General features: G+C 68.4%; 23 protein-coding genes, 1 tRNA gene and 1 pseudogene. 13 read left to right on the top strand and 12 right to left on the bottom strand.

Translation table 11 applies throughout. The features are described from left to right. Nucleotides 1-441: 441 nt before the first annotated feature. Together BUR28_RS07055 and BUR28_RS07050 are read right to left on the bottom strand one after the other, a co-directional pair. Nucleotides 442-1782: a ferredoxin reductase family protein gene (locus BUR28_RS07055; protein WP_074219479.1), complete on the bottom strand. Its 1341-nt coding sequence runs from the start codon at nucleotides 1780-1782 to the stop codon at nucleotides 442-444. 71 nt (nucleotides 1783-1853) lie between these two features. Beyond that, nucleotides 1854-2393, bottom strand: a complete 540-nt coding sequence (locus BUR28_RS07050; RefSeq protein WP_074219478.1) for an EF-hand domain-containing protein — start codon at nucleotides 2391-2393, stop codon at nucleotides 1854-1856. Nucleotides 2394-2628: 235 nt separating this feature from the next. Between BUR28_RS07050 and BUR28_RS07045 the strand changes: the two genes are divergently transcribed. Both BUR28_RS07045 and BUR28_RS07040 read left to right on the top strand, forming a co-directional pair. Continuing rightward, nucleotides 2629-3342 (top strand): response regulator, encoded by a 714-nt coding sequence (locus BUR28_RS07045; RefSeq protein ID WP_074219477.1) that lies wholly within the window; start codon nucleotides 2629-2631, stop codon nucleotides 3340-3342. Then, entirely contained in the window at nucleotides 3339-4673 is a 1335-nt protein-coding gene (locus tag BUR28_RS07040) for an ATP-binding protein (protein WP_074219476.1), read from the top strand. The genes BUR28_RS07045 and BUR28_RS07040 overlap by 4 nt, the downstream gene beginning before the upstream one ends. A 55-nt stretch (nucleotides 4674-4728) precedes the next feature. Here the strand turns inward: BUR28_RS07040 and BUR28_RS20570 are convergent, their stop codons facing one another. After that, nucleotides 4729-4884: a hypothetical protein gene (locus BUR28_RS20570; protein ID WP_254813699.1), complete on the bottom strand. Its 156-nt coding sequence runs from the start codon at nucleotides 4882-4884 to the stop codon at nucleotides 4729-4731. A gap of 539 nt (nucleotides 4885-5423) precedes the next feature. Here BUR28_RS20570 and BUR28_RS07030 point away from each other — a divergent pair. Both BUR28_RS07030 and BUR28_RS07025 read left to right on the top strand, forming a co-directional pair. Further along, nucleotides 5424-6887, top strand: coding sequence for a hypothetical protein (locus tag BUR28_RS07030; RefSeq protein WP_074219475.1), 1464 nt, complete (start codon nucleotides 5424-5426; stop codon nucleotides 6885-6887). Nucleotides 6888-6901: 14 nt separating this feature from the next. Next, on the top strand, nucleotides 6902-7819 hold the full coding sequence (locus tag BUR28_RS07025; RefSeq protein WP_139307513.1) for a hypothetical protein: 918 nt from the start codon (nucleotides 6902-6904) through the stop codon (nucleotides 7817-7819). A gap of 582 nt (nucleotides 7820-8401) precedes the next feature. On the opposite strand, the gene BUR28_RS07015 is transcribed toward BUR28_RS07025, so the two are convergent. Next, entirely contained in the window at nucleotides 8402-9349 is a 948-nt protein-coding gene (locus BUR28_RS07015) for a DMT family transporter (RefSeq protein WP_074219472.1), read from the bottom strand. Between the two features lie 356 nt (nucleotides 9350-9705). Between BUR28_RS07015 and BUR28_RS07010 the strand changes: the two are divergent. After that, nucleotides 9706-10902, top strand: a pseudogene (locus tag BUR28_RS07010) (IS256 family transposase). Here BUR28_RS07010 and BUR28_RS20775 read toward each other — a convergent pair. Both BUR28_RS20775 and BUR28_RS07000 read right to left on the bottom strand, forming a co-directional pair. After that, nucleotides 10903-11154 (bottom strand): DUF6538 domain-containing protein, encoded by a 252-nt coding sequence (locus BUR28_RS20775; protein WP_371441612.1) that lies wholly within the window; start codon nucleotides 11152-11154, stop codon nucleotides 10903-10905. It lies immediately after the preceding pseudogene. A 70-nt stretch (nucleotides 11155-11224) separates the two neighbouring features. After that, nucleotides 11225-11298, bottom strand: a tRNA-Cys gene (locus tag BUR28_RS07000). 156 nt (nucleotides 11299-11454) lie between these two features. Here BUR28_RS07000 and BUR28_RS06995 point away from each other — a divergent pair. The 3 genes from BUR28_RS06995 (at nucleotide 11455) to BUR28_RS06985 (ending at nucleotide 14304) form a co-directional block, all read left to right on the top strand. After that, a complete protein-coding gene (locus BUR28_RS06995) occupies nucleotides 11455-12108 on the top strand; it encodes a protein-L-isoaspartate O-methyltransferase family protein (RefSeq protein ID WP_074219471.1) in 654 nt (217 codons plus the stop codon). A 71-nt stretch (nucleotides 12109-12179) separates the two neighbouring features. Then, nucleotides 12180-13562 (top strand): TolC family outer membrane protein, encoded by a 1383-nt coding sequence (locus BUR28_RS06990; protein ID WP_083626493.1) that lies wholly within the window; start codon nucleotides 12180-12182, stop codon nucleotides 13560-13562. A 46-nt stretch (nucleotides 13563-13608) separates the two neighbouring features. Then, nucleotides 13609-14304 (top strand): hypothetical protein, encoded by a 696-nt coding sequence (locus BUR28_RS06985; protein ID WP_139307512.1) that lies wholly within the window; start codon nucleotides 13609-13611, stop codon nucleotides 14302-14304. 70 nt (nucleotides 14305-14374) lie between these two features. On the opposite strand, the gene BUR28_RS06980 is transcribed toward BUR28_RS06985, so the two are convergent. Continuing rightward, the gene (locus BUR28_RS06980) at nucleotides 14375-14704 is read right to left on the bottom strand and encodes a DUF6280 family protein (RefSeq protein ID WP_074219469.1); all 330 of its coding nucleotides are present in this window, start codon (nucleotides 14702-14704) and stop codon (nucleotides 14375-14377) included. A 216-nt stretch (nucleotides 14705-14920) separates the two neighbouring features. Between BUR28_RS06980 and efp the strand changes: the two genes are divergently transcribed. Beyond that, a complete protein-coding gene (efp, locus tag BUR28_RS06975) occupies nucleotides 14921-15484 on the top strand; it encodes an elongation factor P (RefSeq protein ID WP_074219468.1) in 564 nt (187 codons plus the stop codon). A gap of 48 nt (nucleotides 15485-15532) precedes the next feature. Here the strand turns inward: efp and BUR28_RS06970 are convergent, their stop codons facing one another. From BUR28_RS06970 to BUR28_RS06955, 4 genes are read right to left on the bottom strand one after another with little or no spacing between them, the layout of a single operon-like run. Next, nucleotides 15533-16333 (bottom strand): fructosamine kinase family protein, encoded by an 801-nt coding sequence (locus BUR28_RS06970; protein ID WP_074219467.1) that lies wholly within the window; start codon nucleotides 16331-16333, stop codon nucleotides 15533-15535. Continuing rightward, nucleotides 16326-17084, bottom strand: a complete 759-nt coding sequence (locus BUR28_RS06965; RefSeq protein WP_074219466.1) for a CAF17-like 4Fe-4S cluster assembly/insertion protein YgfZ — start codon at nucleotides 17082-17084, stop codon at nucleotides 16326-16328. The genes BUR28_RS06970 and BUR28_RS06965 overlap by 8 nt, the downstream gene beginning before the upstream one ends. A 46-nt stretch (nucleotides 17085-17130) precedes the next feature. Further along, the gene (locus BUR28_RS06960; RefSeq protein WP_074219465.1) at nucleotides 17131-18882 is read right to left on the bottom strand and encodes an ABC transporter ATP-binding protein; all 1752 of its coding nucleotides are present in this window, start codon (nucleotides 18880-18882) and stop codon (nucleotides 17131-17133) included. 2 nt (nucleotides 18883-18884) lie between these two features. Beyond that, entirely contained in the window at nucleotides 18885-19568 is a 684-nt protein-coding gene (locus tag BUR28_RS06955) for a phosphatase domain-containing protein (RefSeq protein WP_074219464.1), read from the bottom strand. Between the two features lie 122 nt (nucleotides 19569-19690). Between BUR28_RS06955 and BUR28_RS06950 the strand changes: the two genes are divergently transcribed. Beyond that, nucleotides 19691-20890 (top strand): pyridoxal-phosphate-dependent aminotransferase family protein, encoded by a 1200-nt coding sequence (locus tag BUR28_RS06950; protein WP_074219463.1) that lies wholly within the window; start codon nucleotides 19691-19693, stop codon nucleotides 20888-20890. A 98-nt stretch (nucleotides 20891-20988) separates the two neighbouring features. Here the strand turns inward: BUR28_RS06950 and BUR28_RS06945 are convergent, their stop codons facing one another. Beyond that, nucleotides 20989-22770 carry an SLC13 family permease gene (locus BUR28_RS06945; protein WP_074219462.1) on the bottom strand — a complete coding sequence of 594 codons (1782 nt, stop codon included), beginning with the start codon at nucleotides 22768-22770 and terminating at the stop codon, nucleotides 20989-20991. A 110-nt stretch (nucleotides 22771-22880) separates the two neighbouring features. On the opposite strand from BUR28_RS06945, the gene BUR28_RS06940 reads away from it, so the two are divergent. From BUR28_RS06940 to BUR28_RS06930, 3 genes are read left to right on the top strand one after another with little or no spacing between them, the layout of a single operon-like run. Further along, entirely contained in the window at nucleotides 22881-23378 is a 498-nt protein-coding gene (locus BUR28_RS06940; protein ID WP_074219461.1) for a hypothetical protein, read from the top strand. A 52-nt stretch (nucleotides 23379-23430) separates the two neighbouring features. Then, nucleotides 23431-23838, top strand: coding sequence for a helix-turn-helix domain-containing protein (locus tag BUR28_RS06935; protein WP_074219460.1), 408 nt, complete (start codon nucleotides 23431-23433; stop codon nucleotides 23836-23838). Continuing rightward, nucleotides 23835-24164, top strand: a complete 330-nt coding sequence (locus BUR28_RS06930; RefSeq protein ID WP_074219459.1) for a hypothetical protein — start codon at nucleotides 23835-23837, stop codon at nucleotides 24162-24164. The genes BUR28_RS06935 and BUR28_RS06930 overlap by 4 nt, the downstream gene beginning before the upstream one ends. Nucleotides 24165-24172 lie beyond the last annotated feature (8 nt).

Here is a 24172-nt window from a genome sequence, read left to right as displayed (position 1 = left end):
GCCGATGCGCAGTCCAACGCGTCAATGGCGGCGGGGGAACCGGCCACGATGGCGGCTTAAGATCCGGCCATTTCCGGTCACGCATCGATTTAGTGTGACGGACCACGCGCCTTCTAGGATCCAGACTTCGGGAAGGGTGCCGCACCGGTCAAGCGGTTTGGGTCATGCGGAAGCCGCCGCTGAACAGCGGTCCGATTGATGTGTTCCTCTGAGCCGTTCTGTAGCCCCGCCGTGCTCATCTGAGATAGCCCCAGGTGCATGCTTCGGTCCGTGGTCAGCGTTCGGGCTGCCAACATGGTGCTGGTTCGATGCAACTCAGATGTGTTCAGTCCCGAGTCGGGAGTTGCGAGGCGGGTTCACTCAATCACTTCTTGAGCAATGGACGTCCGGGCGCGGGGTGGTCTCAGCGCCCGGAGCTGGCGTTGGGTCGGGCGGCGCCGGTCAGCGCAGGTTGAACAGCTCCTGGTGGAAATCGGCGGGGCGCAGGCCGTTGGCGCACAGATCCTCGCGCAGCGCCTGGCCGAAGGCGGCCGGTCCGCAGAACCACACGCTGGCCGACTGCCAGTCGGGCAGAATCTCGCGCAGGCGTGCGCCGGTCAGCGGGCCGTCCGTGCCGTCGCGCATCAGGTGCAGATCGACGCGCGCCGCGGCGGCGTCGGTTTCCAGCCGCGCTTGCGCCTCGGGTGCGATGTTGGGCACGCAGTGGATGAGGTCGATGCGCCGGCCATCAGGCTGCACGGCCAAGTGTTGCAGCCGGGCGATGAAGGGCGTGATGCCGATGCCCGCACCGATCCAGATCTGGCGTTTCTTGCCGTCCTCGAAGGTGAATCTACCATAGGGGCCCTCGACGGTGACATCGTCGCCGATCCGCAGCGTCTGGGGCAGGCGCGCGGTGTAGTCGCCCAGGGCCTTGCTGATGATGGTCAGCGATGTGCTGTCCTTGCTCCAAGCCGAGGCGATGGTGAAGGGATGCGCACCCTCTTTCTCATCGAAGGTGACGAAGGCGAACTGTCCCGCCTCATGCCCGGGCCACGCGTCGTCCATGGCGATCTCGGTCTCGGTGATCGTCATCGAGGGGATCTGGCGCAGCCCGGCGATGCGGCCTGCGACCTGGCGGCGGCGGCCGATCTGCCGCGTCAGGGCAAGCATCGCCGACGCGACGCCGCCGGCCATCAACAGGCCCGTGACGATGCCCACAGGCTGTGTCCAGGCGTCGAAATCGATCAGGACCAGGGCATGAAAGACCAGAACGAGATAGGCGATGGCTACCAGCGTATGGGTCGCGGCGAACAGCCTGTAGGGCAGCCGCGTGATCAGGGCGGCGGCGATCAGCGCGACGGCCCCGTAAAACGCCCATTCGCCCAGCATCTCGGCGGTGCCGCGCTGGCTTCGCAGGAACGCCTCGACCGTCCCCAGATCGGCGCCAGCGCCGCCATGCCCGTGTCGTTCGGGCCGCGCCATCAGGCCCCAGGACACCGCCCATTTCGGGGCGTTGACCGACAGCCAGTGCACGACCGCGGTCACCAGCGCGGCGATGCCCAGCCACTTGTGCAGGCGATAGGACTTGTCCAGCCCGTTCAGCCGGCGTTCCACCCACGGCATACGGGTGGCCAGGATCATCGCGACGCTCATCGCGGCGATGGCCAGATAGCCGGAATAGTCCACCAGCAGGCGGCGTATCGCCATGACATTCGGGGATTGCGGGAACGGCAGGCTGGCCGCGATCCAAAGGCCGCTGATGCCCAGCATCAGCGCCCAGAAAGTGGTATTGATCGTCTTCATCTCGGGGCTCCCTGGTCGGTTCGTGCCGGGGCGAAGGGGGACGGGGCGGCGCGGGGCCGCCCCTCGGGGTCTCAGTTATCCGCCTGCGGGGCGACCTGCACGGGGGCGGCCGCCGGAGGCGTCAGGCTCAGCACGCCATCGCCGTCCCGGTCCAGCCGCGCGACGATGTGCGCGATGCGCGTGTCGATCTCCTCGGCCGCGATCCGGCCGTCGCCATCGGCGTCGAGTGCCTGGAACGCGTCGACCATGCGCGAGCGGGTCAGCGCACGGTAGAGCTTGTCGAACTCCTCGATCGACAGCGCGCCATCGCCCGAGGCATCGACCTCGGCCAGTTGCGCTGCGCGGTAGGCATCGATCTCTTCCTCGGTCACGCTGCGGTCGCCATTGGCATCGACGATCTCGAAGAGGGTGCGGAACATCCCGCCGCCGGTCGCGCTACGCTTGGCGTGGTGGCCGCGCTGGCCATGATCACCGCCGCGGAAATCGGCGCGCATCGCCTTGGCGTCCCGATCGGAGAAGAAGCTCATGCCCTGCGCCGAGGCCAGGGGGGCAGTGCCGCCGACCAGGACCAGCGCCAGAAGACCTGCGGGAACGAATTTCGATTTGGTCATCGTGTCATCCTTTCTTGTGTCCGGAAGGCCGTTTGGCCCTCGATGAGCCTCGATATGGATGACCCGGGCCGGGAATGTGTGTCACCGCGGCGGCCGGTTTGTCGCCACCTGTCGCAACGCCGGGCGCGACGACAATTCGCGACATTTCTTTTGGCCCTGGCGGGGTTCAGGGGCTGGGAAACCGCGCGCTGGGCCCCCTAATCTGTGTGGAAAACCTGAAAGGCCGGTTCCGAAGATGTCCCAGAGCGACCCGCAGATCCTGATCGTCGACGATGCGCGCGACATCCGCGAACCGTTGGGGCAGTACCTCCGCAAGCAGGGGCTGCGCACCGTCCTGGCCGCGAATGCCGGCGAGGCGCGCCGCGCGCTGGAGGACGGTAGCCCCGCGCTGGTGGTGCTGGACATCATGATGCCGGGCGAGGACGGGCTGAGCCTGTGCCGCTGGCTGGTGGCACGCGGCGGGCCGCCGGTCATCCTTCTGACCGCGATGGCGGACGAGACCGACCGCATCGTGGGCTTGGAACTGGGCGCCGATGATTACCTGGTCAAACCCTTCAACCCGCGCGAGTTGCTGGCGCGCATCCGCGCCGTGCTGCGCCGGCTTCCCGAGCCCGCACCGGTCGTGGCCTCGGGCATCCGCCGGTTCGGTCCTTGGCGCCACGATCCCGACCTTCAGCAGGCGCAGCACGATGATGGCCGCAGTGTGGCGTTGACCTCGGGCGAAAGCCGCCTGCTGGGCATCCTGCTGGACCATCCGCATACCGTGCTCAGCCGCGACCGCCTGCTGGACCTGACGGCTGGGCGCGATGCCAAGGCCTATGACCGGGCCATCGACAACACCGTCAGCCGCCTGCGTCGCAAGGTCGAGGACGACCCCAAGGCTCCCCGCCTGATCGTCACCGAATGGGGCGGCGGCTATCGCCTCGCCGTCGATGTGGAGGACACATGAAACCGCGCCTGCCCATTGACGGCCTTGCCGCCCGGTTTTCGATCCTTCTGGCGGCGGCCCTGATCGCGGCCAACGCGATCGCGGCGGCATTGCTCTATGCCGATCGCGCCCGGCAGGACAGCGCCGCGCGGTTCGAGCGCGAGGTCGAGCGCATCGTGTCCCTCGTACCCGCGATCGAGGCCGCCCCGGCCGAGCGCCGGATCCGCGCGGCACGCGCGGCGTCCACCCGGTTGACCCGCGTGTCCGTCGATCCTGTCCCCCGGGTCGCAGCCGGCCCGACCGGGCGGCGCGCAGCGGCCCTGACCCGCGCGCTCCAGGACGCCTTGGGCGACCGCGAGGTGCGCGCCGCCCTCGTCGTCCGGCATCACAAGGATGGCCCGCATGGCGGCGAGGCGGTGGCGCTGTCGATCCGGCTGGACGGCGATGCCAACGGCCTGCAATGGCTGAATACCGTTTCGCGCGGAGATCACCGGGGACCGCCCGGTATCCCGTCCGGGGTTCTGCTGCTGGTGCTGGGGGTGTCCCTGGTCTCGGTGCTGGGCGTCGCGCTGGTACTGATTCGCCGCCTGACACGGCCTCTGAACGCTCTGGCCGACGCGGCGCGGGCGGCCGGGCAAGGCGACCGCCGGGTGCGTGTCCCCGAAGCGGGCCCGCGCGAATTGCGCGACGCCGCCGCCGCCTTCAACGAGATGCAGGCCCGCATTGCCCGGTTCGATGCCGAAAGGATGCGCACGCTGGCCGCGGTCGGGCACGACCTGCGCACGCCCATCACCAGCCTTCGCATCCGCGCCGAACTTCTGGACGAGGAGGACGCCGCCCCGATGATCCAGACGCTGGACGAGATGACGGTCATGGCCGACGGGTTGGTCCACTATGCGCGCGGTGCCGGCGATGGCGAGGAACCGGTGCAGGTCGATCTGGCCGCTTTTCTGGTTCGTTTGTGCGAAGAGCGGGGCGCGATCCTGACCGCGGCTGAGGCGGTGCATGTGCAGGCGCGCCCGGTCGCCCTCGGCCGCGCCTTTGGCAACATCATCGACAATGCCATCCGCTATGGCGGTGCCGCCCGCGTGCGGTTGGAACGCGCACGTGATGCCGTTCAGGTGACCGTAGAGGATGGCGGCCCCGGCATCCCGGAAGAGCGCCTCTCGGACGTTCTGGAACCCTTTGTCCGGGGTGAGGAGAGTCGCAGCGGCGAGACCGGCGGCGCGGGCTTGGGCCTGTCCATCGCCCGCAACATCATCGCGTCCCACGGGGGAGAAATCCGGCTGGACAATCGCCCCGAGGGCGGCCTGCGCGTGACGATAAGTCTGCCCGCAGCCAAGATGACATAAGGGACGCGGGGGAGGAGCGCGGGGGCTGCACGTCAGCGCACCGCGTAAGGGTCGCTCAGCGGTCCGCTATCGCAAGCTTGGACCACAGGTGCAGATCGGCCACGACCTTCACCGTCTCTGCAAGACCCAGTACGCAAAGCGCGGCATTGGACAGCGTTTCCATCGTGCCCTCGATCAGCAGCGCACGGACCACGCGACCCACGACGACCACCAGCGCCAGAGCGCCAGCGAGGTATGCGCGACCCGGCAGGTCTGCACCCGCAGGTCAACCGCAGGCGGACCAGGGCCAGCATCGCCGCAGCGAACATTGCCCACATTACGATCACGCCGCAGGCGGAAAACGGCGTCGGCGACGCAAAGAGCGGCGCGTCGACCACGTCCGGGGGACTGGTGATCCACAGCTCCGCACCATGGAGCACGATGGCCTCGAACAGCGTGCCGCCGGTCCAGCGATGAACGCGCAGACCGTGCCGCACGGCACGGCCCGGCAGGAAACCTGCCGCCAGAGGCGGTTTAACCAGCAACGGTGCCATCGCCACGGCCCCGGCGAAACCGGCGGCGATGTAAATCGGGTCGCGTGAGGCCAGCAGCGGGCTGGAGTCCGCAGCTGCAATCGGCACGGTTACGGCAACTGCGAGACCGGTCCGGACAATGACCGCGCGCGCCTGGTACACACGCAACCGTGCGTTGAACCGCCGCACGCAAAATCGCAATCGGGACAATAGAGTAGCCTCCAGGAAAGGAGCCGTCATGCGTCCCCGACTGTCTCGGTCCATCGCCGGGTTTGCCCCCTTGATCGCACTTGCGGCCGCTCCCGGTGTCGCCCGGGCCGAGGATTTGCCGCGACGGCTGCTTATCTCGGGCATCTTTTACAACGCGCCCGGTGTCGGGCCGGAATCCATGATCCCCGAGGCGCTGGGCGGCGGCCCGGCACCCGTGCCGGACGCGGTTGCTGCGCTGGGCCTGACCACGGGCGCGCCGATGCGGAACTTCTTCGCACGGTTCGGCTGGCCCTGGCTGGTCTTGGAAGACGGCGATCCGGTGGGCTTCGCCATCGACCGCGGCCCCTCCCTGCCAGCCCGGCTTCCCGACAGCCGGACCCTCGACTCGCTGGCGCAGGACGAGGACGTGCGCGAACTGTTCTACCGGCGCGACGGCGACAGGGTCGGGTTCCGGGTGCGCTACCACGATGCGGGACCCTACGGTCTGGGGCCCGAGCACGATGTCAAGGGGTACGGCGTCGGCATCTTCGAGGGGACCGCCGCCCCCGACCGTGCCGCGGGGTGTTTCCGCATCGAGACCTATTGGTCGATGGATCTCTATGCCTACGGCTCTTCCGCGCTGTTCCAGCGCGCTTATGACGAACTGCCCTACGGCAAGGCGCGGGTCTGCCTGACGATCGACGAGACATCGGTGCTGCCGGATGGCAGCAAGGCGCACCGTCTCAAGGCCCAGGTCACCGGCACGTTCGGCCGAAGAAAGACCGAATCGCTGTCCATGGACAGGACCGGCTATTTCGCCGGCGTTGCCCCGGCGGGCGAGGCCCCGGCGGGGGCCTATCTGGCCGCGGACGGGGCGCCCGATTTCCATGCCGAAACGCTGCTTGAGGATATCAACCGCTTTGGCGCGGCCTTGGAAGGGACCATCGCGCGGCATGATTTCGACCTTGCCGCCCGGCAGGTCGCCAGCCTGAACGCCTATCTGGCCGATCTCGATGCCGAAGGGGTCGCCTGGCACTGGACGCGCCGGCCCACCGCGGCGGGCGTCGCGCGTTACAACGCCCTGATGCAGGGCACCGAGACTTACCGGCTGGCCCATCTCGACACCCAGGCGCGCCTGAACGACGTGCGCGGCCAGTTGGAAATCCTGCGCACGAACTTCTCGGGAAACGTGGTCAAGTCGATGCTGAAATCGACGATCAACTGGCTGGACATGGTGCCCACGGACCCGCTCTCGGGCCTTGCGGGGTATTCCGACATCGCGGGGGCGCTGTTGCTGCCGCGCACGCTGGAGGGCTGGAAGGAGACCGCCGAATCGGACAGCGCGATGCTCGCCAGCCAGGTCACCGCGATCCGCCGGTTCGAAACCCTCGAACAGGCGCTGGCGCAGCGGCTGGACGAGATCACGGAGGCCCGGCGCGCCCTTTTTCAGCGGATCCGGGACAACGACGAGGCGCGTGTCGTCGACCTCGACGCCGCCCTGCGCAGGAACTGACCAGGAGCATGACCATGACCCGTCGCATCCTTTCCACGCTCGCCGCCCTCGTGCTGGGCCTCGGGGCGGGGGCCGCATCGGCCCAGGCGCTCAACCCCGGTTACGCGGTCACGCTGGAGCCGGGCACGCTGGTCGTGACCTACCGGGGCGAGACGGTGTTCGAGGTGCGCCAGGACCCGCAGGATCCGCTGTTCGTCGTGCAGGGGCTGCGCGACATGACCGGGAACGGCGATGTCGATCTGGCGGTGATCTGGCGGCGGGGGCGCAGTGCCGCGCATTTCGCCTTCGGCGAGTTGCGCCGCGACGGCTTTGCCCTCCTGCGGCAGGAACAGGGGATGACGCCGGACATCCTGTCGGCCTACGGGCACCTGACCCAGGACCAGGCCGCCCGGATCGCCCAGGGCGAAAGCCTGGCCCCGGGGCCCGAACGCCGCCGCCCCCTGCCCGCCGATCTGCGAAACCCCGCGCCCGACCCGGCCCCCGAACCCTCGCCGGGGCACTGGTCGTTCCAGCCCGGCAGTTGGGACACCGCGACCTCGGCGGTTCTGGCCTGGGTCCGGGCGGGGGCCGCGGAGGACAGCTTTTCGGAAATCCGCTTTCGCTGCCCGGACAACGGCGATGATATCTGGGTTCTGGTCGACCGCCAACATGACCGCGCCGAGGACGTGCCCCGCACGGCGTCCCTTGTGGCCGACGGCATGGAGATGCCCGTCATCCTGATGCCCCAGCTCAGCGACCAAACCGGGAACTGGTATCCGATCGGCACGCTGGGCCGCGATGTCGACCTGTTCGCGCGGCTGGCCCGGGCCGGCTCCGTCGCGCTGGCCTATGGCGACGAATGGGTGACTCTGATCGCGAACGGGCCCGAGCCGCGGGACGAGGCCGCGGTGTCGATGTTCATGACCCGCTGTGGCGTCCCGACAAGCTACTGATCCTCCAATCGGGGGGCGGGCGGCGCCACTCGATGCCCTGACCGGCAGGACAAGCTGGGTTTCGGCCATTGGTCAGCCTGGCCTTCCGACGCGATATCCGGACCATCGGACCATTGGGTTGGAACGACTGCGCGCGCTTTTCGACAAGGAAGTATTCATCATCGGCGGTCGCCTTCCGAGCGAACGCGCTTGCGGGTCTTCTAGGGTGCAGTCGCCAGACCGTGCGCGCGGCGTTGCTGGAGCTTGAACGGGAAGACGAAATCTGGCGGCAGGCCGGCAAGGGCACATTCCGCGGACCCGCGCCGTTTGGTCACTCCGTCAAGGAGACGATCCTGCTGAGTGCAACCGCCCCCGAGCAACTCATGCAGGGCCGGCTGATGATCGAACCGCCAGTCGCGGCAGAGGCCGCAAGACGCGCCTCGGCGTGTGACGTGGCCTATCTCGGGGACCTCGTTGCGCAAGGGCGCGGCAGGGCCGAACGCGCCGAGGCGGAGACCCCCAGGGCGCCGAGCCGCAATGCGGGTCGATCTGACGACGATGATCGGCGCGATGCACCGCCCCGACAGGAGCGGATGACGCCCCCTATCGCTCAATCGGCTGCGATGTGGCGGCTTCCACCTCATGCTTACGTTCGCGATAGAAGACATAAGCGCCGGAGCCGAGGATGATCGCCGTGCCCAGCAGGGTTATCCCATCCGGGATTTCGCCGAAGACGAGGAACCCGACAAGGGTCGCGCCGACGATCTCCAGATACTGGAACGGCGCAAGCAGGCTCGCCTCCGTCTTGCTGAAGGCGAAGGTGATCGCGAGGAACGCAACCATCGCAAGGGCACCAGCCCCGAGAACGAGCCAGAAGACCCAGACCGGCAATTCGGAGAAGGCAACCCGCTCGAATCCAAGGGCAATCGCCACCAGTTGCGCCACCAGAATGATGGCCGCGGCGGACAGCGAGGCGCCGAACTGGAAGGTCAGGGCGGACCGGTCGCGCGTCGCTTTCCGCATGACGATCATGTTGAGCGCGTAGGCCAGCGCCGCCAGCACCGGCAGCAGGACGATCGGCCCGAACGCGATGAAGTTCGGCCGGATCACGATCAGGGCACCGATCAGCCCGACACCGACAGCGGCGTATCTGCGCGGACCGGGCACTTCGCCCAGGAATGGACCGGCCAACAGCGTCAGGAGCAGAGGCTCCACGAAGAAGATCGCGATCGCCGTTGCGATCGGCATGGAGGCGAAAGCCGTGACCAGTGACAGGGTCACGGTGACAATGAGCAAGGCCGAAACAAGCGACCCGACCGAGAGGATGGAGCCGCGGAGGTGGCGCCGAAGGATCACCGCGACCGGAACGAAGAAAGCCGCCTGCACCAGTGTGCGCCAGACGGTTACCTCGAACGGCGTGGCAAAGCCGGTCAGGGTTTTCGAGATCGCATCGCCAATGGGAAGCAGCGCCATGGCAATGCACATTGCGGCGATACCGGCGCGCTTCTCGAAACCGGCGCGATGGGACGGTGCAACGGTCAGTCGTGCCATGAAAAACCTCCTCTGACACCGCGGCTACGGTGCTGGAACAGGCCCGGGCGTTCAGGACGATACTGGGGGAACGGGAGGACGCCATCATCCCGTTGCTGCCGGGTAGCCCCTTATCCTTCCGCCGTCAACACTCTGGGTTGCACGCTGGGAAAAATGGCTCGTCTCCAAGTATCTTATCGGCGGGTTGGGTGGTTGATGCAAGCGACGTTCGGCAGTGTCTCAACGCTTGGTGTAGGAGGCCGCGCGCGGAGCCTCCGGCGTAGCGCAGCGCGCGGCCGGTGGTGACGCTGGTGGCCACCGTCGATCTTCGGAAAAGGTTCGGGTTGCGACACTCGAAACCCAAGACGGAGACGACGATGACCAATGAGAGAATGGCGCTGCTTGAGCTGGTTGAGAAGCAGGCCGACGGCGACCTTGTGCGCGAGATGCTGGCATTCGCAGCGGGGCGCATCATGGAGATGGAGGTCGAGGCGCGGACCGGCGCAGCGAAGGGCGCGCGGTCGCCCCTGCGGGAAGTTCAACGGAACGGATACCGCGACCGGGACTGGGACACCCGTGCAGGGCGGATCGCGCTGGAGATCCCGAAGCTGCGCAAGGGCAGCTATCTCCCAAGCTTCCTCGAACCGCGCCGGACGGCGGAGAAGGCCCTGGTTGCCGTGATCCAGGAAGCCTACGTGCACGGCATCTCGACCCGATCTGTGGACGATCTGGTGAAGGCTATGGGCGCGGGCGGGATTTCGAAGAGCCAGGTCAGCCGGCTCTGCGCCGAGATCGACGAGCGGGTGAACGCCTTCCTCACCCGGCCGCTGGAAGGGGCGTGACCGTACCTCCGGCTCGATGCCACCTACCTCAAGGTCCGCGACAGCGGACGGATCGTCAGTCGTGCCGTGATAGTGGCCGTGGCGGTCAATGAGGACGGCAAGCGGGAAGTTCTGGGCGTCGCCACAGGCCCTTCCGAGGCCGAGACGTTCTGGACGGACTTCCTGCGCTCGCTGGCCGACCGCGGCCTGCGCGGCGTGAAGCTGGTGATCGCCGACGATCACAAGGGCCTGCGGGCGGCTGCACGGCGGGTGTTCAATGCTACCCAACAGAGATGTCGCGTTCACTGGATGCGAAACGCGCTGGCACATGCACCGGCCAAGCAGCGCACGGCAGTGGCCGCGATGCTGAAGACGATCTTCGCCCAGGAGAGCAAGGCCGACGCCGAGGGCCAGTGGGAAACCGTCGCCGACGCATTGCGTGTGAAGATCGAAAAGCTCGGCACCTTCATGGACGCCTCCCGTGACAACATCCTCGCCTACATGGACTTCCCCCGCGAGCACTGGGCCCAGATCGCATCCACGAACCCACTCGAACGGGTGAACCGCGAGATCAAGCGCCGTGCCGACGTGATTGGGATCTTTCCCAACGACGGAGCAATCATCCGGCTCGTCGGAGCGCTGATGCTGGAGACCAACGACGAGTGGACCGTCGCGCGCAGGTACATGTCGCTTGAAACCACCGCCCGCGTCACCGACACTCCCACCGGCAGGCTGCCCGCCGTGGCGACCTGATCAACCTCGGACCTCTCCGAAGGTCGGCGCTCTTACACCACGCCCAAGGGCACTATCGGCCGCCAATGCATTGTTCTCACGCAGTATTCGTCCGCAGGATGCAAGATGGCGGGCCAAATCACCAGCCCGATCCGGGCACCGGGTCCGCAGGGAGATGCGAACCGTGGTCCGCTTTCCCTCTTTGGACGGAGGGATAGGCCAGCGGAAGTAATAAACACCGTGCCGAGAGTGGCTTAGATAGGATGACAGCATCATAGGGCGTGTGTCCCACTTTGTGTCACACCCGACCGCTCAGTCGCTAACCCTTTGATTTAGAATGAAATGGAGGCGAGTGCCGGAATCGAACCGGCGTACACGGATTTGCAATCCGCTGCGTAACCACTCCGCCAACTCGCCTTGGCCGATCAGCCTCATATCGCAAGGCGCGGGGGGCCGCAAGGGATGTTCCCCACCTGCCATACCCGATACCCGGTTGCGCCCGGGCCATTGCCGCAGACAGTGTTCTGTGGCATCACCAAGCCAATTCCATTTCAAGCTCGAGAGCACCACCAAATGCCCGACTACGACGCCCGCCGCGAGGCCATGGTCGATACCCAGGTCCGGCCGGCGGACGTCACCAGCCTGCCGATCATCGACGCCTTTCTCGCCGTGCCGCGCGAGGAATTCGTGCCGCCGCCGCTGCGCAGCGCAGCCTATATCGGCGAGAACATCACGCTTGCGTCCCGGCGCACGGTGCTGGAGCCGCGCACGTTCGCCAAGATGCTGGAGGCCATCGACATTGGTCCCGGCGACCTCGTGCTCGATCTCGGTTGCGGCTTGGGCTACTCGGCGGCGGTTTTGGCCCGCATGGCCGACGCGGTGGTCGCCGTGGAAGAGGACAAGGGCATGGCCCGTGACGCGCAGGCCGCCTTCGGTGAGCACGGTGTCGACAACGTGGCCGTCGAACACGCGGCCCTAGCCGCCGGCGCGCCGCAGCACGGGCCCTACGACGCGATCGTGATCGAGGGTGCGGTGGAAGAGATTCCGCAGGTCATCGCCGAGCAGTTGAAGGAGGGCGGGCGGGTCGTTGCGCTCTTCATGGAGGGGGCGCTCGGGGTGGCGCGGGTTGGCTGGAAGATCGAGGGGGCGCTGAATTGGCGGTTCCTGTTCAACGCCGCCGCACCGGTATTGCCGGGCTTCGAGCGGGCCCCGGCCTTCGAGTTCTAGGGGGGACATCGCGACGCAAGCAAGGTCGCCGTGCCGGCGGGTGCGGTCAGAACGAGAGGCAAGAGCAGAAGATGAGCAGATTTCTGAGAACGTTCGCCGGTGCCGCGTTGGCGGCGGCGGTCTTTGCAGGTGGGCACGGTGCCCGGGCCCAGACCCTGACCGATGCCCTGGTGGCGGCCTACAAGAACTCACACCTGTTGGAGCAGAACCGCGCGGTGCTGCGCGCCGCCGACGAGGACGTGGCCCAGGCGGTGGCCGAACTCCGCCCGGTCTTCAACTTCCTGCTCAGGGGGACCTATTCGGACCCGAGCCCGACGGCCGCAAATCCGACTGGAGATAGCACGACGACCGCCTTTGCGGAGCTTTCGGCGCAGCTCACGTTGTATGACAACGGGCAGAACCGGCTTGCGGTGGATGCGTCCAAGGAGACGGTGCTGGCCACGCGCGCGGCGCTGTTGGGCGTCGAACAGGACGTGTTGCTGGGCGCGGTGCAGGCCTACATGGACGTCTTCGCCGCGGTTCAGAACGTGTCGCTTGCCGAGAACAACGTACGCCTTATCACCCAGCAGCTTCGCGCGGCCGAAGATCGGTTCGAGGTGGGGGAAGTCACGCGGACGGACGTCTCGCTCGCGCAGTCGCGTCTGGCTGCGGCGCGCTCCAACCTGGTGGCCGCGCAGGGCAGCCTGGCCGTGGCGCGCGAAGCCTATAAGCGGGCGATCGGCCGCTATCCGGGGCAGCTCAGCGGGATTCCGCGCCTGCCGGCGATGCCGCAAAGCACCGATGCCGCCCGCGCCGTCGCGGTGAAGTCACATCCCGATATCGTCGAGGCTCAGCATAATGTCAGCGTGGCGGAGTTGAACCTGGCACGCGCCAAAGCGGCCCAGGGGCCGACCGTGACCGCAGGCGCCAATATCCGCAAGCTGGAGCAGGGCCGGGAATCCAAGGGCGTGACCCTCGACGTCAACCAGACGCTCTATGCCGGTGGCGCGCTCTATTCCGCCGAACGCCAGGCCCGCGCCAATGTCCAGCGCGCCCGCGCGGGGCTGTTGCAGGTCGTCCGCCTCATCGAGGAGGAGGTCGGCAGCGCCTGGTCCAGCCTGGCCGTCGCGCGCGCCCAGCTCGAGGCGACCGACCGCCAGATCCAGGCCGCCCAATTGGCCTTCGAGGGCACGCGGGAAGAGGCGCGGCTGGGGGCGCGCACCACGCTCGACGTGCTCGACGCTGAGCAGGAGCTTCTGGATGCGCGCACCTCGCGGGTCGATGCCGAGGCAAACCAGTATGTCGCGATCTACAGGGTGCTGTCCTCGATGGGCCTGCTGACGGTCCAGCACCTGGGGCTGGGCATCCCGACCTACGATCCGCGCGCCTATTACAACGCGGTCAGCACCGCCCCCGCCAAGAGCCTGCAGGGTCGCAAACTCGACCGGGTCCTGGAAAGCATCGGCCGGGACTAGCACAACCGATTGTTGTCTATTCGCGTCCTTGCGGCTAGGATTCGGGGTGGACGTTGAACCGGAAACGCCGATGTCGGAAACAGCGAAATCCCGCGAGGTCGAGGATGTTCTCTCCTCGATCCGTCGGCTTGTCTCTGATGAGCCGACGACGGCTGTGGCCGAGCGGCCGGCCTGCCTGCTGTTGACGCCCGCGCTGCGCGTGCCCCCCGAGCCGGCAACGCCCGAGCCCGATGCAAACGGCACGCGCCCGGCTCTGCGGCTCGATCAGGCGCAGCGGGCGGACGCCGCGCCGGCGCGGGGCCCGCGCGAGACCTGGCCGCTGTTCCTGACCGAACCGCAGCCGCCAGAGTCGGCCGAACCTGTCAGGGCGTCGGAGGCCGACGACTGCGATGCCGCCACACTCGAGCAGCGCATTGCCGAGCTCGAGGCGGCAGTTGCCGGCTGCGACGACGACTGGGAACCGGACGGGACCGAGGCGCTGGCGGCTGCCACCGGCTGGGGGCGCCCCGACCGCGCCGCCCCGGCGGGCGAAACGGATGTGCCGCCGGCCGAGGTGCCGCCACAGGCGAACGACGACATCGCAGATACCGTTCTGATTGACGAGGAGATGTTGCGCGATCTCGTCACCGAGGTCGTGCGCGGTGAATTGCAGGGCGCCCTTGGCGAACGGATCACCCGCAACGTGCGCAAGCTTGTCCGGCGCGAGGTCAGCCGGGCCTTGGCCGCGCGCGACCTGGAGTAGCTCAAGCCCGGCGATGAACGAAAAACGCGCCCGTAAGGGCGCGTCATTTCTGGCGGGCCGGCTGACCGGCCTACGCAGCTTCGGCTTCGTCTTCCAGCGCCCGCAACTGGCGCCGTTCGCTTTCCTCGCGCGACAAAGCCACCGAGGTCCGCACGCCGCGGGCGACGAACTCCATCAGGCCCTGCACCACACGTTCGTTCGGGTCGATCCCGGCGCAAGACAATACTTCACGACCGTCGCGCGAACGCGCCCAGCGGGCGATCTGCTCGGGCCCGTTGCCGTATTTCTTGTCATCCGCGATCGCGTCGTCCAGAGCGGCCAGCACAACGGCAGCGAACAGTTTGCGGGCACGGTTCCCCTGTTCGTGGTTGAATGCTGTGCCATCAACGAAATCGGCCATCTCGTGGTCCTTTTATTATTGCTCTTGCATGTCGGGCATGCAGCCGAATATGACGGTTTTGCTGCGATTCGGTATTGCAGTTTTCGAATGTCATGCATGCGCTGGGCGCATGGCTTGCTCCGAAGCCTTACCCGATCTAGTCGTCTTGCCAGCCTCACGTCGACAAGATATAGGTGCGCGCGAAATCTCCTTCAACCAAGCATTAACGGTTCCCCGATGCCCAAGATCAACGGCAACGAAATCCGCCCCGGCAACGTGCTGGAGCACAATGACGGGCTGTGGTCGGTCGTGAAGGTCGAGCACGTCAAGCCCGGCAAGGGGGGCGCCTTCGCGCAGGCGGAGCTCCGGAACCTGCGCAACGGCTCCAAGCTGAACGAACGCTTCCGCAGCGCCGACAAGGTGGAACGTGTCCGGCTGGAGCAGCGCGACCAGCAGTTTCTCTATGAGAACGACGGCCAACTCGTCTTCATGGATACCGACACCTTCGAGCAGATCGAACTGCCCGCCGACCTCCTCGGCGAACGGCGGCCCTTCCTGCAGGACGGGATGACGGTCGAGATCGAGTATTACGAAAACGAGGCGCTGAACGTCACGCTGCCCCAGAAGGTGACCTGCCGGATCGAGGAGACCGAGCCGGTGGTCAAGGGGCAGACTGCGGCCAACAGCTTCAAGCCGGCGCTTCTGGACAACGGGGTCCGGGTGATGGTCCCGCCCTTCGTCGGCCCCGAAGAGGAGATCGTGGTTAACACCGAGACCATGGAATACGCCGAACGCGCCTGAGCACGCGGGGCGGTGCGAGGGGGCCGCCCTTGTTCGAAGGGCCGCCCGTCAGGCCCCCAGCGCACGCAGGCAGCCCCCCACCATCCCTCGGTATCCGCCGCCGAAAAGCCGCAGGTGCACCAGCGCCGGCCATAGCTGGTAGAGCGCGCGGCGGTCTTCCCAGCCCGGCTCGGGCGTGCCGTAGCCCTCAAGGAGCTGGGGCGGGGGCCGCCCGAAGAGGTGCAGCATGGCGAGGTCGACCTCGCCATGGCCATGATAGCAGGCCGGGTCGATCAGTGCGGCGCCCTCCGTCGTGAACAGCACGTTGCCGGCCCAGAGATCGCCATGCAGCAGCGCCGGCGGCGGCGTCCGGGGCAGCAGGTCGGCCAGGCGCCCAGACAGCCGCTCGACACGCGCGGCAATATCGCCCGGCAGCGTTTCGGGCCACGCCAGGAGCCGGCGCTCGGCCCAGAAGGCCGGCCAATCCTGCGTCGGCGCGTTGGGCAGGGTCGCTGAGCCGAAGGCATAGTCTTCCGACCACCCGTAGCTCTCGCCTTCGGCTGCGTGAAGCCGCGCGAGCGCCTCGCCCAGCGCGCGCCAGCCCGCCGCGCCGGGCCGCGCTTCGTGGAGATGTTCCAGGATCAAGACGTCGCCCGCGACGGCGATCACCCGCGGACAGGGCGCCCCCGCCGCCGCGATGACCTCCAGCATCCGCGCCTCTTGCGCGACAAGGGGTCCGGTCTTGGCAACGACGGTCGCACCATCGGCGAGGGACACGCGCGCCACCTCCGACAGGTCGCCGCCATGCAGCGGCGCAAGCCTCGAGACCGGCGCGCCAAGCGCCGCCTCGATGGCGGCCCGGTCAGCCATACTCGCGGCTGACGGCGGCCTCGCCCGCGGTCATTGTCCCGTCGGCCCGGTCGAAGCGCAGATGCGCGATGCCGCGACCGCCCGCCTGCGTGTACAGCGTGCCGGCCAACTTCTCGCCCGCCATGATCGCCGTGCCCACGGGCGCCGCGCCCTCTACGGTGACGGTTGCAAGCCCCTTCTTCAGTTCGGTCTTGTGCTTCATTCGCGCCGTGACCTCCTGGCCCACGTAGCAGCCCTTGTGGAAATCGACGCCGTGAAGCCGCTCCAGCCCCGCTTCGAGGATGAACGTCTCCTCGGGGACCAGTTCGATGCCGGTCTCGGGAATGCAATGGGTTACGCGGATCGCGTTCCAGTCGGTCGCGCCCTCCGGTCCGGGCTCGTCGACATAGGCGCGCCAGCCCAGTGCCGCATGGCGCGGGTCGGGCAGGGCGCTCGCGGGCGGCTCGCCCAGCCCGCGCAGCACATGCAGTCCCGCCGGCGCGATCTCGACCCTTGCGCGCAGCTTGTACATCGACAGCCGCTGGATCAGCGCCTCGGCGAGATCGGTCTTGACGTCGAGCAGGATCGTGTCGTCCCGTGCGGTGAGGAAGAAATCGGCCAGATACTTCCCCTGGGGCGTCAGCATCGCGGCATAGACCAGCCGTCCGTCTACGTCGGACACGTCATTGGTGACCAGACCTTGCAGGAAATACGCGCGGTCCTCGCCGGTGATCTTCAGAACCGTCCTGTCGCTCGCGGCTTCGCCCTGCATCTCCGTGCCTCCTATTCTGCCTCACCCCCGATATAGGGGCTTTGCGTCAGGCTTCCGAGGCGAATTGCAGCCGGTGGAGCCCGGCATAGATGCCGTTCTTTGCCAGAAGCGCCTCGTGCGTGCCTTCTTCGACCACGCGGCCCGCATCCATGACCACGATCCGGTCGGCGTTGCGCACCGTCGCCAGGCGGTGGGCGATGACCAGCGTGGTGCGCCCCCGGGCAAGATCGGCCAGCGCCTCCTGCACGATCTTCTCCGAACGGGAGTCGAGCGCCGAGGTCGCCTCGTCCATCAGCAGGATCGGCGCGTCGCGCAGCAGCGCCCGCGCGATCGCCACGCGCTGGCGCTGCCCTCCCGAAAGGTTGGAGCCTCTGGGGCCGGCCGGGCTGTCGAGACCCTCAGGCAGGGCGGCCAGGAATTCCGAGATATGGGCGGCGCGCACGACCTCGTCGAGCCGGGCGTCGGACACCTTGCGGCCGAGGCAGATGTTGTCGCGCAGCGGCTCGTCGAAGAGCGGCGCCTCCTGGGTGACCACGGCGAAGAGGTCGCGCAGCTCGGTCAGCGGCAACGCGTCGACCGGGACGCCGCCCACCGTGACCTGCCCGCGCTGCGGCTCGACCAGCCGGGTCAGCAGGTTGAACACGGTCGATTTGCCGGCCCCCGAAGGCCCGACCAGCGCGGTCATCTGGCCCGCCTTCGCGGTGAAGGTCAGCCCCCGCAGCGCCGGGGCGTCGCCATAGGCCAGATGCACGTCGTCCAGCGCGACATCGCAGGCGCCGCCCGGGGCGGGCAGGGTGCGGGGCGTGGCTGGCGACAGGATCGTGGGACGCTCTTCGAACACGGCATACAGGCGTTCGAGGCTGGCCAGCGCCGCCTGCCATGCGCCCGAGACCCGACCGAGGCGCCGGAGCGGCTCGAAGACCAGCGCGATGGCGGCGAAGAACGACATGAACTCGCCCACCGTCTTGTCGCCCTCGATGATCTGGAGCCCGCCGAACACCACGACGGCGGCGAAGCCCACCCCGCCGACGAGGTCCACCAGTGCGGGCATTCCCGCCTGGCCCCCCTGCGAGCGGAACTGGGCCTTCACGAACCCGTCGACCGTTTCGGCGAAGCGCGCGTCCTCGCGCGCCTCGAGGCGATTGAGCTTGATCGTCGTCACGCCGTGAAACGCCTCGTCGAGCCGGCTGGAAATCGCGGCCGCCGCCGCGCGGGCGGCCCGCGTGGTCTGCCGGATCCAGCGTTGCAGGATCACGAGCGGGACGATCAGCAGCGGCACGCCAGCCAGCGCGATCAGCGTCCAGATCCAGTCGATCGAGAGCGCCACGGCAAAAAGCGAGATGAGCGAGACGATATCGCGCCCGGCCGCCGTGAACACGGTGTTCCAGACCATCGCCGCAGCCTGGGTATCGCCCCGGACCCGTTCGATCAGGTTGCCGGGCGGCGTCTTCTGAAACCACAGGCTGTCGAGCGTCAGCATATGCCCCACAAGGTCGCGCTGCAGCGCGGCCGAGACGCGCAGGGCGACGCGCGCCATGAGCAGCCGCTGGCCGAGCCCGGCCACCGCCCGCGCCAGGAACAGTGCGAGGATCGCGCCGGCCACCAGCGGGATCGCCTCTGCCTCGCCGGCGACGAAGATCTGGTCGAACATCGGCTTGAACAGGTAGCTGAGCGCGCCAAGCGCACCGCCCTCGATCGTCATCAGCGCCATGGCCGCGCCGATCGCAGCAAGATGGTAGCGCAGATAACCGCGCCAGATCCAGCGCACCACCGGGCGGCTGTTCTGGGGAGCGTCCATTCTCAGCGCCCCCGCCCGGCGCGGAACGCGGCGGTGATCGCCTCGGGGTCGTAGCGCGTCGCGATCCAGTCGCGCAGCGGCATCGGTTCTGCGCGTATGTCGGCCTCGAAGGCGTCCAGCATCGCGTCGAGGATGCCGCTCGCGGAGTTGCGGAAATGGATATAGCGCCAGTGCAGCATCCGGCGGGCTTCGGCCACCGACGCGCCCTCCATGTGAATGAGATACAGCGCCGAAGCAAAGCCGGCCCGGTCCGATCCCGACTTGCAATGCATCACGAAGGGTTTCTCGATCCGTTCGAACAGGTCGAGCAGCGCCAGAAGCTGCCCGGCCGGCAACAACTGGCGCGCGTGCATCCGCTGGTTCACCAGCGTCAGCCCCAGGTCCCGGCAGGCCTCTTCCTCGAACAGGTGGTGGCTGGACGTGCCGCTGCGCCTCAGCGACAGGACGGTGCGGATGCCCATGTCGCGATAGCGGTGCAACCTGCGCGGGTCGGGCTGGTTCGACCGCCAGGCGCCGGGCGCGATTTCATGCAGGTTGGTCCAGAGCGTCCGCAGGGCGGCATGGTCCATTACCTGGAAATGCCAGAACGCCGCGCGCCGCCCCCCGGGCGTCGTGAAGTCGCCGCCGAAGGCGTCGCGCACGCGGCGGTCGAACGCCTCGAAACGGGTCTTGATCTGGTCGAACATTGTCTCCCCGGGGCCTTGCGGCTCGAGCAGGCGGAATAGACCGAAAGCGCGCCCCTGACAAGCGATTGACGCCCCCCGTGCCCCGGCCTAACAGGTTGCGTATTCCCTTCGGAGTCTCCGGCATGTCCCTCAGCCACGGCCGTTCCTATCTCGCCATCCCCGGCCCTTCCGTCATCCCCGACCGCGTGCTCCAGGCGATGCACCGCCCCGCGCCCGAGATCCATGGCGGGGCGATGGTCGAGCTGTTGGCCGGTCTGCTGCCCGACCTGCGCGCCGTGGCGCGGACCCGGCACAAGGTGGCGATGTACATTTCCAACGGCCACGGGGTCTGGGAGGCGTCGTTGGCCAATACGATCGCGCGCGGCGACCGGGTCCTGGCGCTCGCGACCGGCCGCTTCGGTCACGGCTGGGCCGAGACCGCTCGCGGGCTGGGCGCCGAGGTCGAGGTGATGGATTTCGGCAAGAGCGCGGCGGTCGATCCCGACCGGGTGGCCGCGCGCCTGGCCGAGGACGGCGGCCATGCGATCCGCGCGGTCACGCTCACCCATGTCGACACCGCCACCTCCGTCAGGAATGACATCCCCGCTCTGCGCGCCGCGCTGGACGCGGCCGGGCATCCCGCTCTCCTGATGGTCGACTGCATCGCCTCGCTGGGATGCGACCGGTTCGAGATGGATGACTGGGGCGTCGACGTGATGATCTCGGCCTGTCAGAAGGGCTTGATGGTGCCGCCCGGCATGGGCTTCGTGTTCTTCGGGCCCCGCGCCGAGGCCGCGCGCGAGCGCGCCGACTGCGTCACGCCCTACTGGGACTGGCGGATGCGTTCCGAACCGGAAGTCTTCTACCAGTATTTCTGGGGCACCGCGCCCACGCATCACCTCTACGGGCTGCGCGCCGCACTCGACATGCTGGTGCAGGAGGAGGGCATGGAGGCCGCCTGGGCGCGCCACGAACGGCTTGCCCGTGCGGTCTGGGCCGCCTTCGACGCCTGGGGGGGCGAGGGCTCGCTCGCGCTCAACGTGGCCGACCCGGCCAGCCGCAGCCATGCCGTGACCTCGGCCCGGATCGACCCGCCCAACGGCACCGCCCTGCGCGACTGGCTGTCCGAGACCGCGGGAGTGACGCTCGGCATCGGCCTCGGCATGGCGGCGCCGGGTGACCCGGCCTGGCACGGCTATTTCCGCCTTGCCCATATGGGCCACGTCAACGCGCATATGGTCCTCGGCGCGCTTGGCGCCATCGAGGCCGGGCTCGATGCGCTGGGCCTGCCCCACGGCCCGGGCGCGCTCGAGGCCGCCGCGCGGGTCGCCGCCGGCCGATGAGGGCGCCGCTGCAAGCGGATGCCCCGGTGTCGCGCGGTCCTCGTTCTTCTTCTGGCCGGAAATATCCCGGGGGGCCGGGGGCAGGGCCCCCGGCCGGCCTATAACGGCCAGACCACCAGGATCGCCGGCACTGATGTCGCGATGACCAGCACCTCCAGCGGCAATCCCATGCGCCAGTAATCCCCGAAGCGGTAGCCGCCCGGCCCGAGGATCAGGGTGTTGTTCTTGTGCCCGATCGGCGTGAGGAACGCGCAGGACGCCGCCACGGCCACCGCCATCAGGAAGGGGTCCGGGTTCACGCCGAGGCTGTCGGCCATCTGGATGCCCACGGGTGCCAGCACCACCGCCGTCGCGGTGTTGTTCAGCACGTCCGACAGCGTCATCGTCACCACCATCAGGACCGTCAGGGTGATCCAGGCGGGCAGATCGCCGGTCAGCCCCACCAGCGCGTCCGCGATCAGCCGCGTGCCGCCCGCCTCCTCGAGCGCCACGCCCAGCGGGATCATCGAGCCGAGCAGAACCACAACCGGCCATTCTACGTGGTCGTAGACCTCGGTCAGCGGTACGATGCGAGCGAAGAGATAGCCCGCCACCACCAGCCCGAGCGCGATCGGCAGGTCGATCAGGCCCAGGCTCGCCGCCGCCACTGCCGCCCCGAACATGGCGATCGCCACCCAGACCTTGCCGATATCGGTCACGGCCAGTCCCCGGTCCGCCAGCGTGAGGCAGCCCAGCCAGTCCACCACGTCCTGCGTCATGTCCTGTGGTGCGAGCAGCAGCAGGATGTCCCCTGGTCGCACACGGGTCTTGCGGATCTGGCTCTTGATCGGCCGGCCTTGGCGCGAGATGCCCAGAAGCACCGTGCGCCGCCGCCAGCCGAGCCCGACCACCTGCGCCGACTTGCCGGCGATGCGCGCCTGGTCGGGCACCACGACCTCGACCAGCGACAGGCCCTCGCCGGCGGCGCGCAGCTTTTCCTGGCGTTCGGCCTCGGCGAAATCCAGCGAAAGCGCGGTGCGGAACTCGTCGAGCGCCTCGGGCGCGGCCTCCAGCACGATGGCGTCGCCAGCCGCCAGCGGGGTGCCGCGCTGGGTGCCGTAGCGGCGCTTGCCGTCGCGCACCAGGCCCAGGATCGCGACGTCGTTGGTTTCGGCTTCCGGCTCCAGGTCGCCCAGCCGCCGGCCGATCAGCCCGGAGCCTTCGGGCACGGTGAGCTCGGCGATATAGGGCGCGAAGGCCGACATCGGTTCGCTGGCCGCGGACAGGCGCTGCCCCCGCGGGATCAGGCGCCAGCCGACAAGGGCGACGAAGATCAGTCCCGCCGCCGCCGCCACGCCGCCGACAGGGGCGAAGTCGAACATGCGGAAGGGTTCGCCGAGCGACTCCTCGCGGATCGAGGCGATAATGATGTTGGGCGGCGTGCCAATCAGTGTCACCAGGCCGCCCAGGATCGTCGCGAAGGAAAGCGGCATCAGGCTGAGCCCGGGTGGGCGCCCCGCCTTGCGCGCGGTCTGGATGTCGACCGGCATCAGAAGCGCCAGCGCGGCGACGTTGTTCATGAAGGCCGACAGCACGCCGCCCACGCCGCCCATCACCGCGATATGGGCGCCCAGCCCGCGGGCGCTGTCGACCATCGTGCGCGTGATCAGGTAGACCGCGCCCGACCGCACCAGCCCGGCCGAGACCACGAGCACCAGCGCCACGATCAGTGTGGCGGGGTGACCGAAGCCCGAGAACGCCTGGTCGGCCGGCACGACGCCAAGCACCACCCCCACCAGCAGGGCCGTGAACGCCACCAGGTCGTAGCGCCAGCGCCCCCAGATCAGGGCTGCGAACACCGTGCCGAACAGCGCGAAGAGGATGATCTGCTCCTGGGTCATTCCTTCCGCTTCTACCCGCTCCGGCGGCTGCGGTCACGGCCCAAGGCCCGGTCCGGTTGACAGCCCGCGATCCGGGCGGGAAGAGTTCGGCGGCAAGCGCGGGGGACGGCATGGTGAAGGTCATCTATTCCGAGGAGTTCGGCCGCCGCACCGTGCCCCCGCGCGGCCGGACCCGGCAGGACGAGGTGGAGGCGCTCAAGCGCGCCGCCGTGGTGCGCCGGGTGATCGCGCGCGGGGTCGACGGGTTCAACGCGGCCCATGTGCCCCCGGACCTCAGGCGGGACCGGATAGACGAAGCCCAGCGCTTCCGCGACGCCTGGGGCCCGCCCTCCCGCGCGGTGGCGCTGTTCCTCAACGCCGAAGTCGCCGCGCTGCCCGATACCGAGAGCGAGATCGCACGCGCCGATCCGTACTGCTATGCGTGCGGTTTCGTCTTCGAGCGGCAGCGGGCCGCGGCGCTGGGCCTTTACGTCGAGGCGCCGGCGCCGACCCTGGTGATGCACTGGCTCGGCAGCCTTCCGGCCTTTGGCAAGCAGAAGCGCAATCTGGCCCGTCGGGCGGGTTTCGCGACGCTGCATGCGGAGGTGCAACCCTATCTGAAGGCTTGACATGGCAGGCTGGGACACCCAAGTATTAGCCTGCAAGCTAACAGGAGCGACCATGGCACAGACCCAGCGCGCCGCACTCGCCGAAGCGCCCCGAAACGGCGGGGCCTCCGCCGCCCTCCGCCCCGAGGCCGGGGAGGACGGGCCGCTGCCCGCCGAGCCGGTCGATATCGAGGCTCGCATCGCCGAGGATCTCGAGGCGCTGTCCCCACGGGAGCGTTGGGCGGTGCTCTCCGACAGCGCCAAGGAACTGTCGCGGATCGAGGCGGCGCGGCTCATGCGCGAGATGCTGAGCCGGCGGCCCAACTCGGTGAACGAACTGGCCGAGGCGTTCGGTTTCGCGCCCGCCACGGTGTCCGACATCGTGCGCGGCAAGTCGAAGGAGGGACCCAAGCTCTGGGTCCTGATCGCGATGGCCGAGCTTCTGGGGCTGGAACTGGATATCTCGGTGCGGCCGCGGTGATCGGCGCCGGGGCGCTCGACCGTGTCGAGGCCGTCTCGCACCTGATGCTGGTGATCCCGGCGCTCTATTCCTTCGCGGGGGTCGTGCGGTCGAACTGGCACGCGCGGCAGGCGCGTCGCCTGCGCGATGCGCTGGAGGCCGCGCCGCCGCCGCCCGACCGGCTCGGCGCCGCCCGGGCGCGGATCGTGGGGCACGAGGAACGTGCGCAACTCTTTCTCGGCGTGCACACGCTTCTGCCGCTTTGGGCGATGGTCATGCTTGGCGGGGGGCTGGCGCTGCGCCTGTTGCTGACGCTCGGCACGCTCGCGGGCGTGGGGCCCGCCTGAGGGGTGCG

This window comes from Rhodovulum sp. ES.010 (assembly GCF_900142935.1).
GTDB lineage: Bacteria > Pseudomonadota > Alphaproteobacteria > Rhodobacterales > Rhodobacteraceae > Rhodovulum.
The sequence above is the reverse complement of the archived record's forward strand: the minus strand, read 5'-3'. Positions and strand labels throughout refer to the sequence as shown.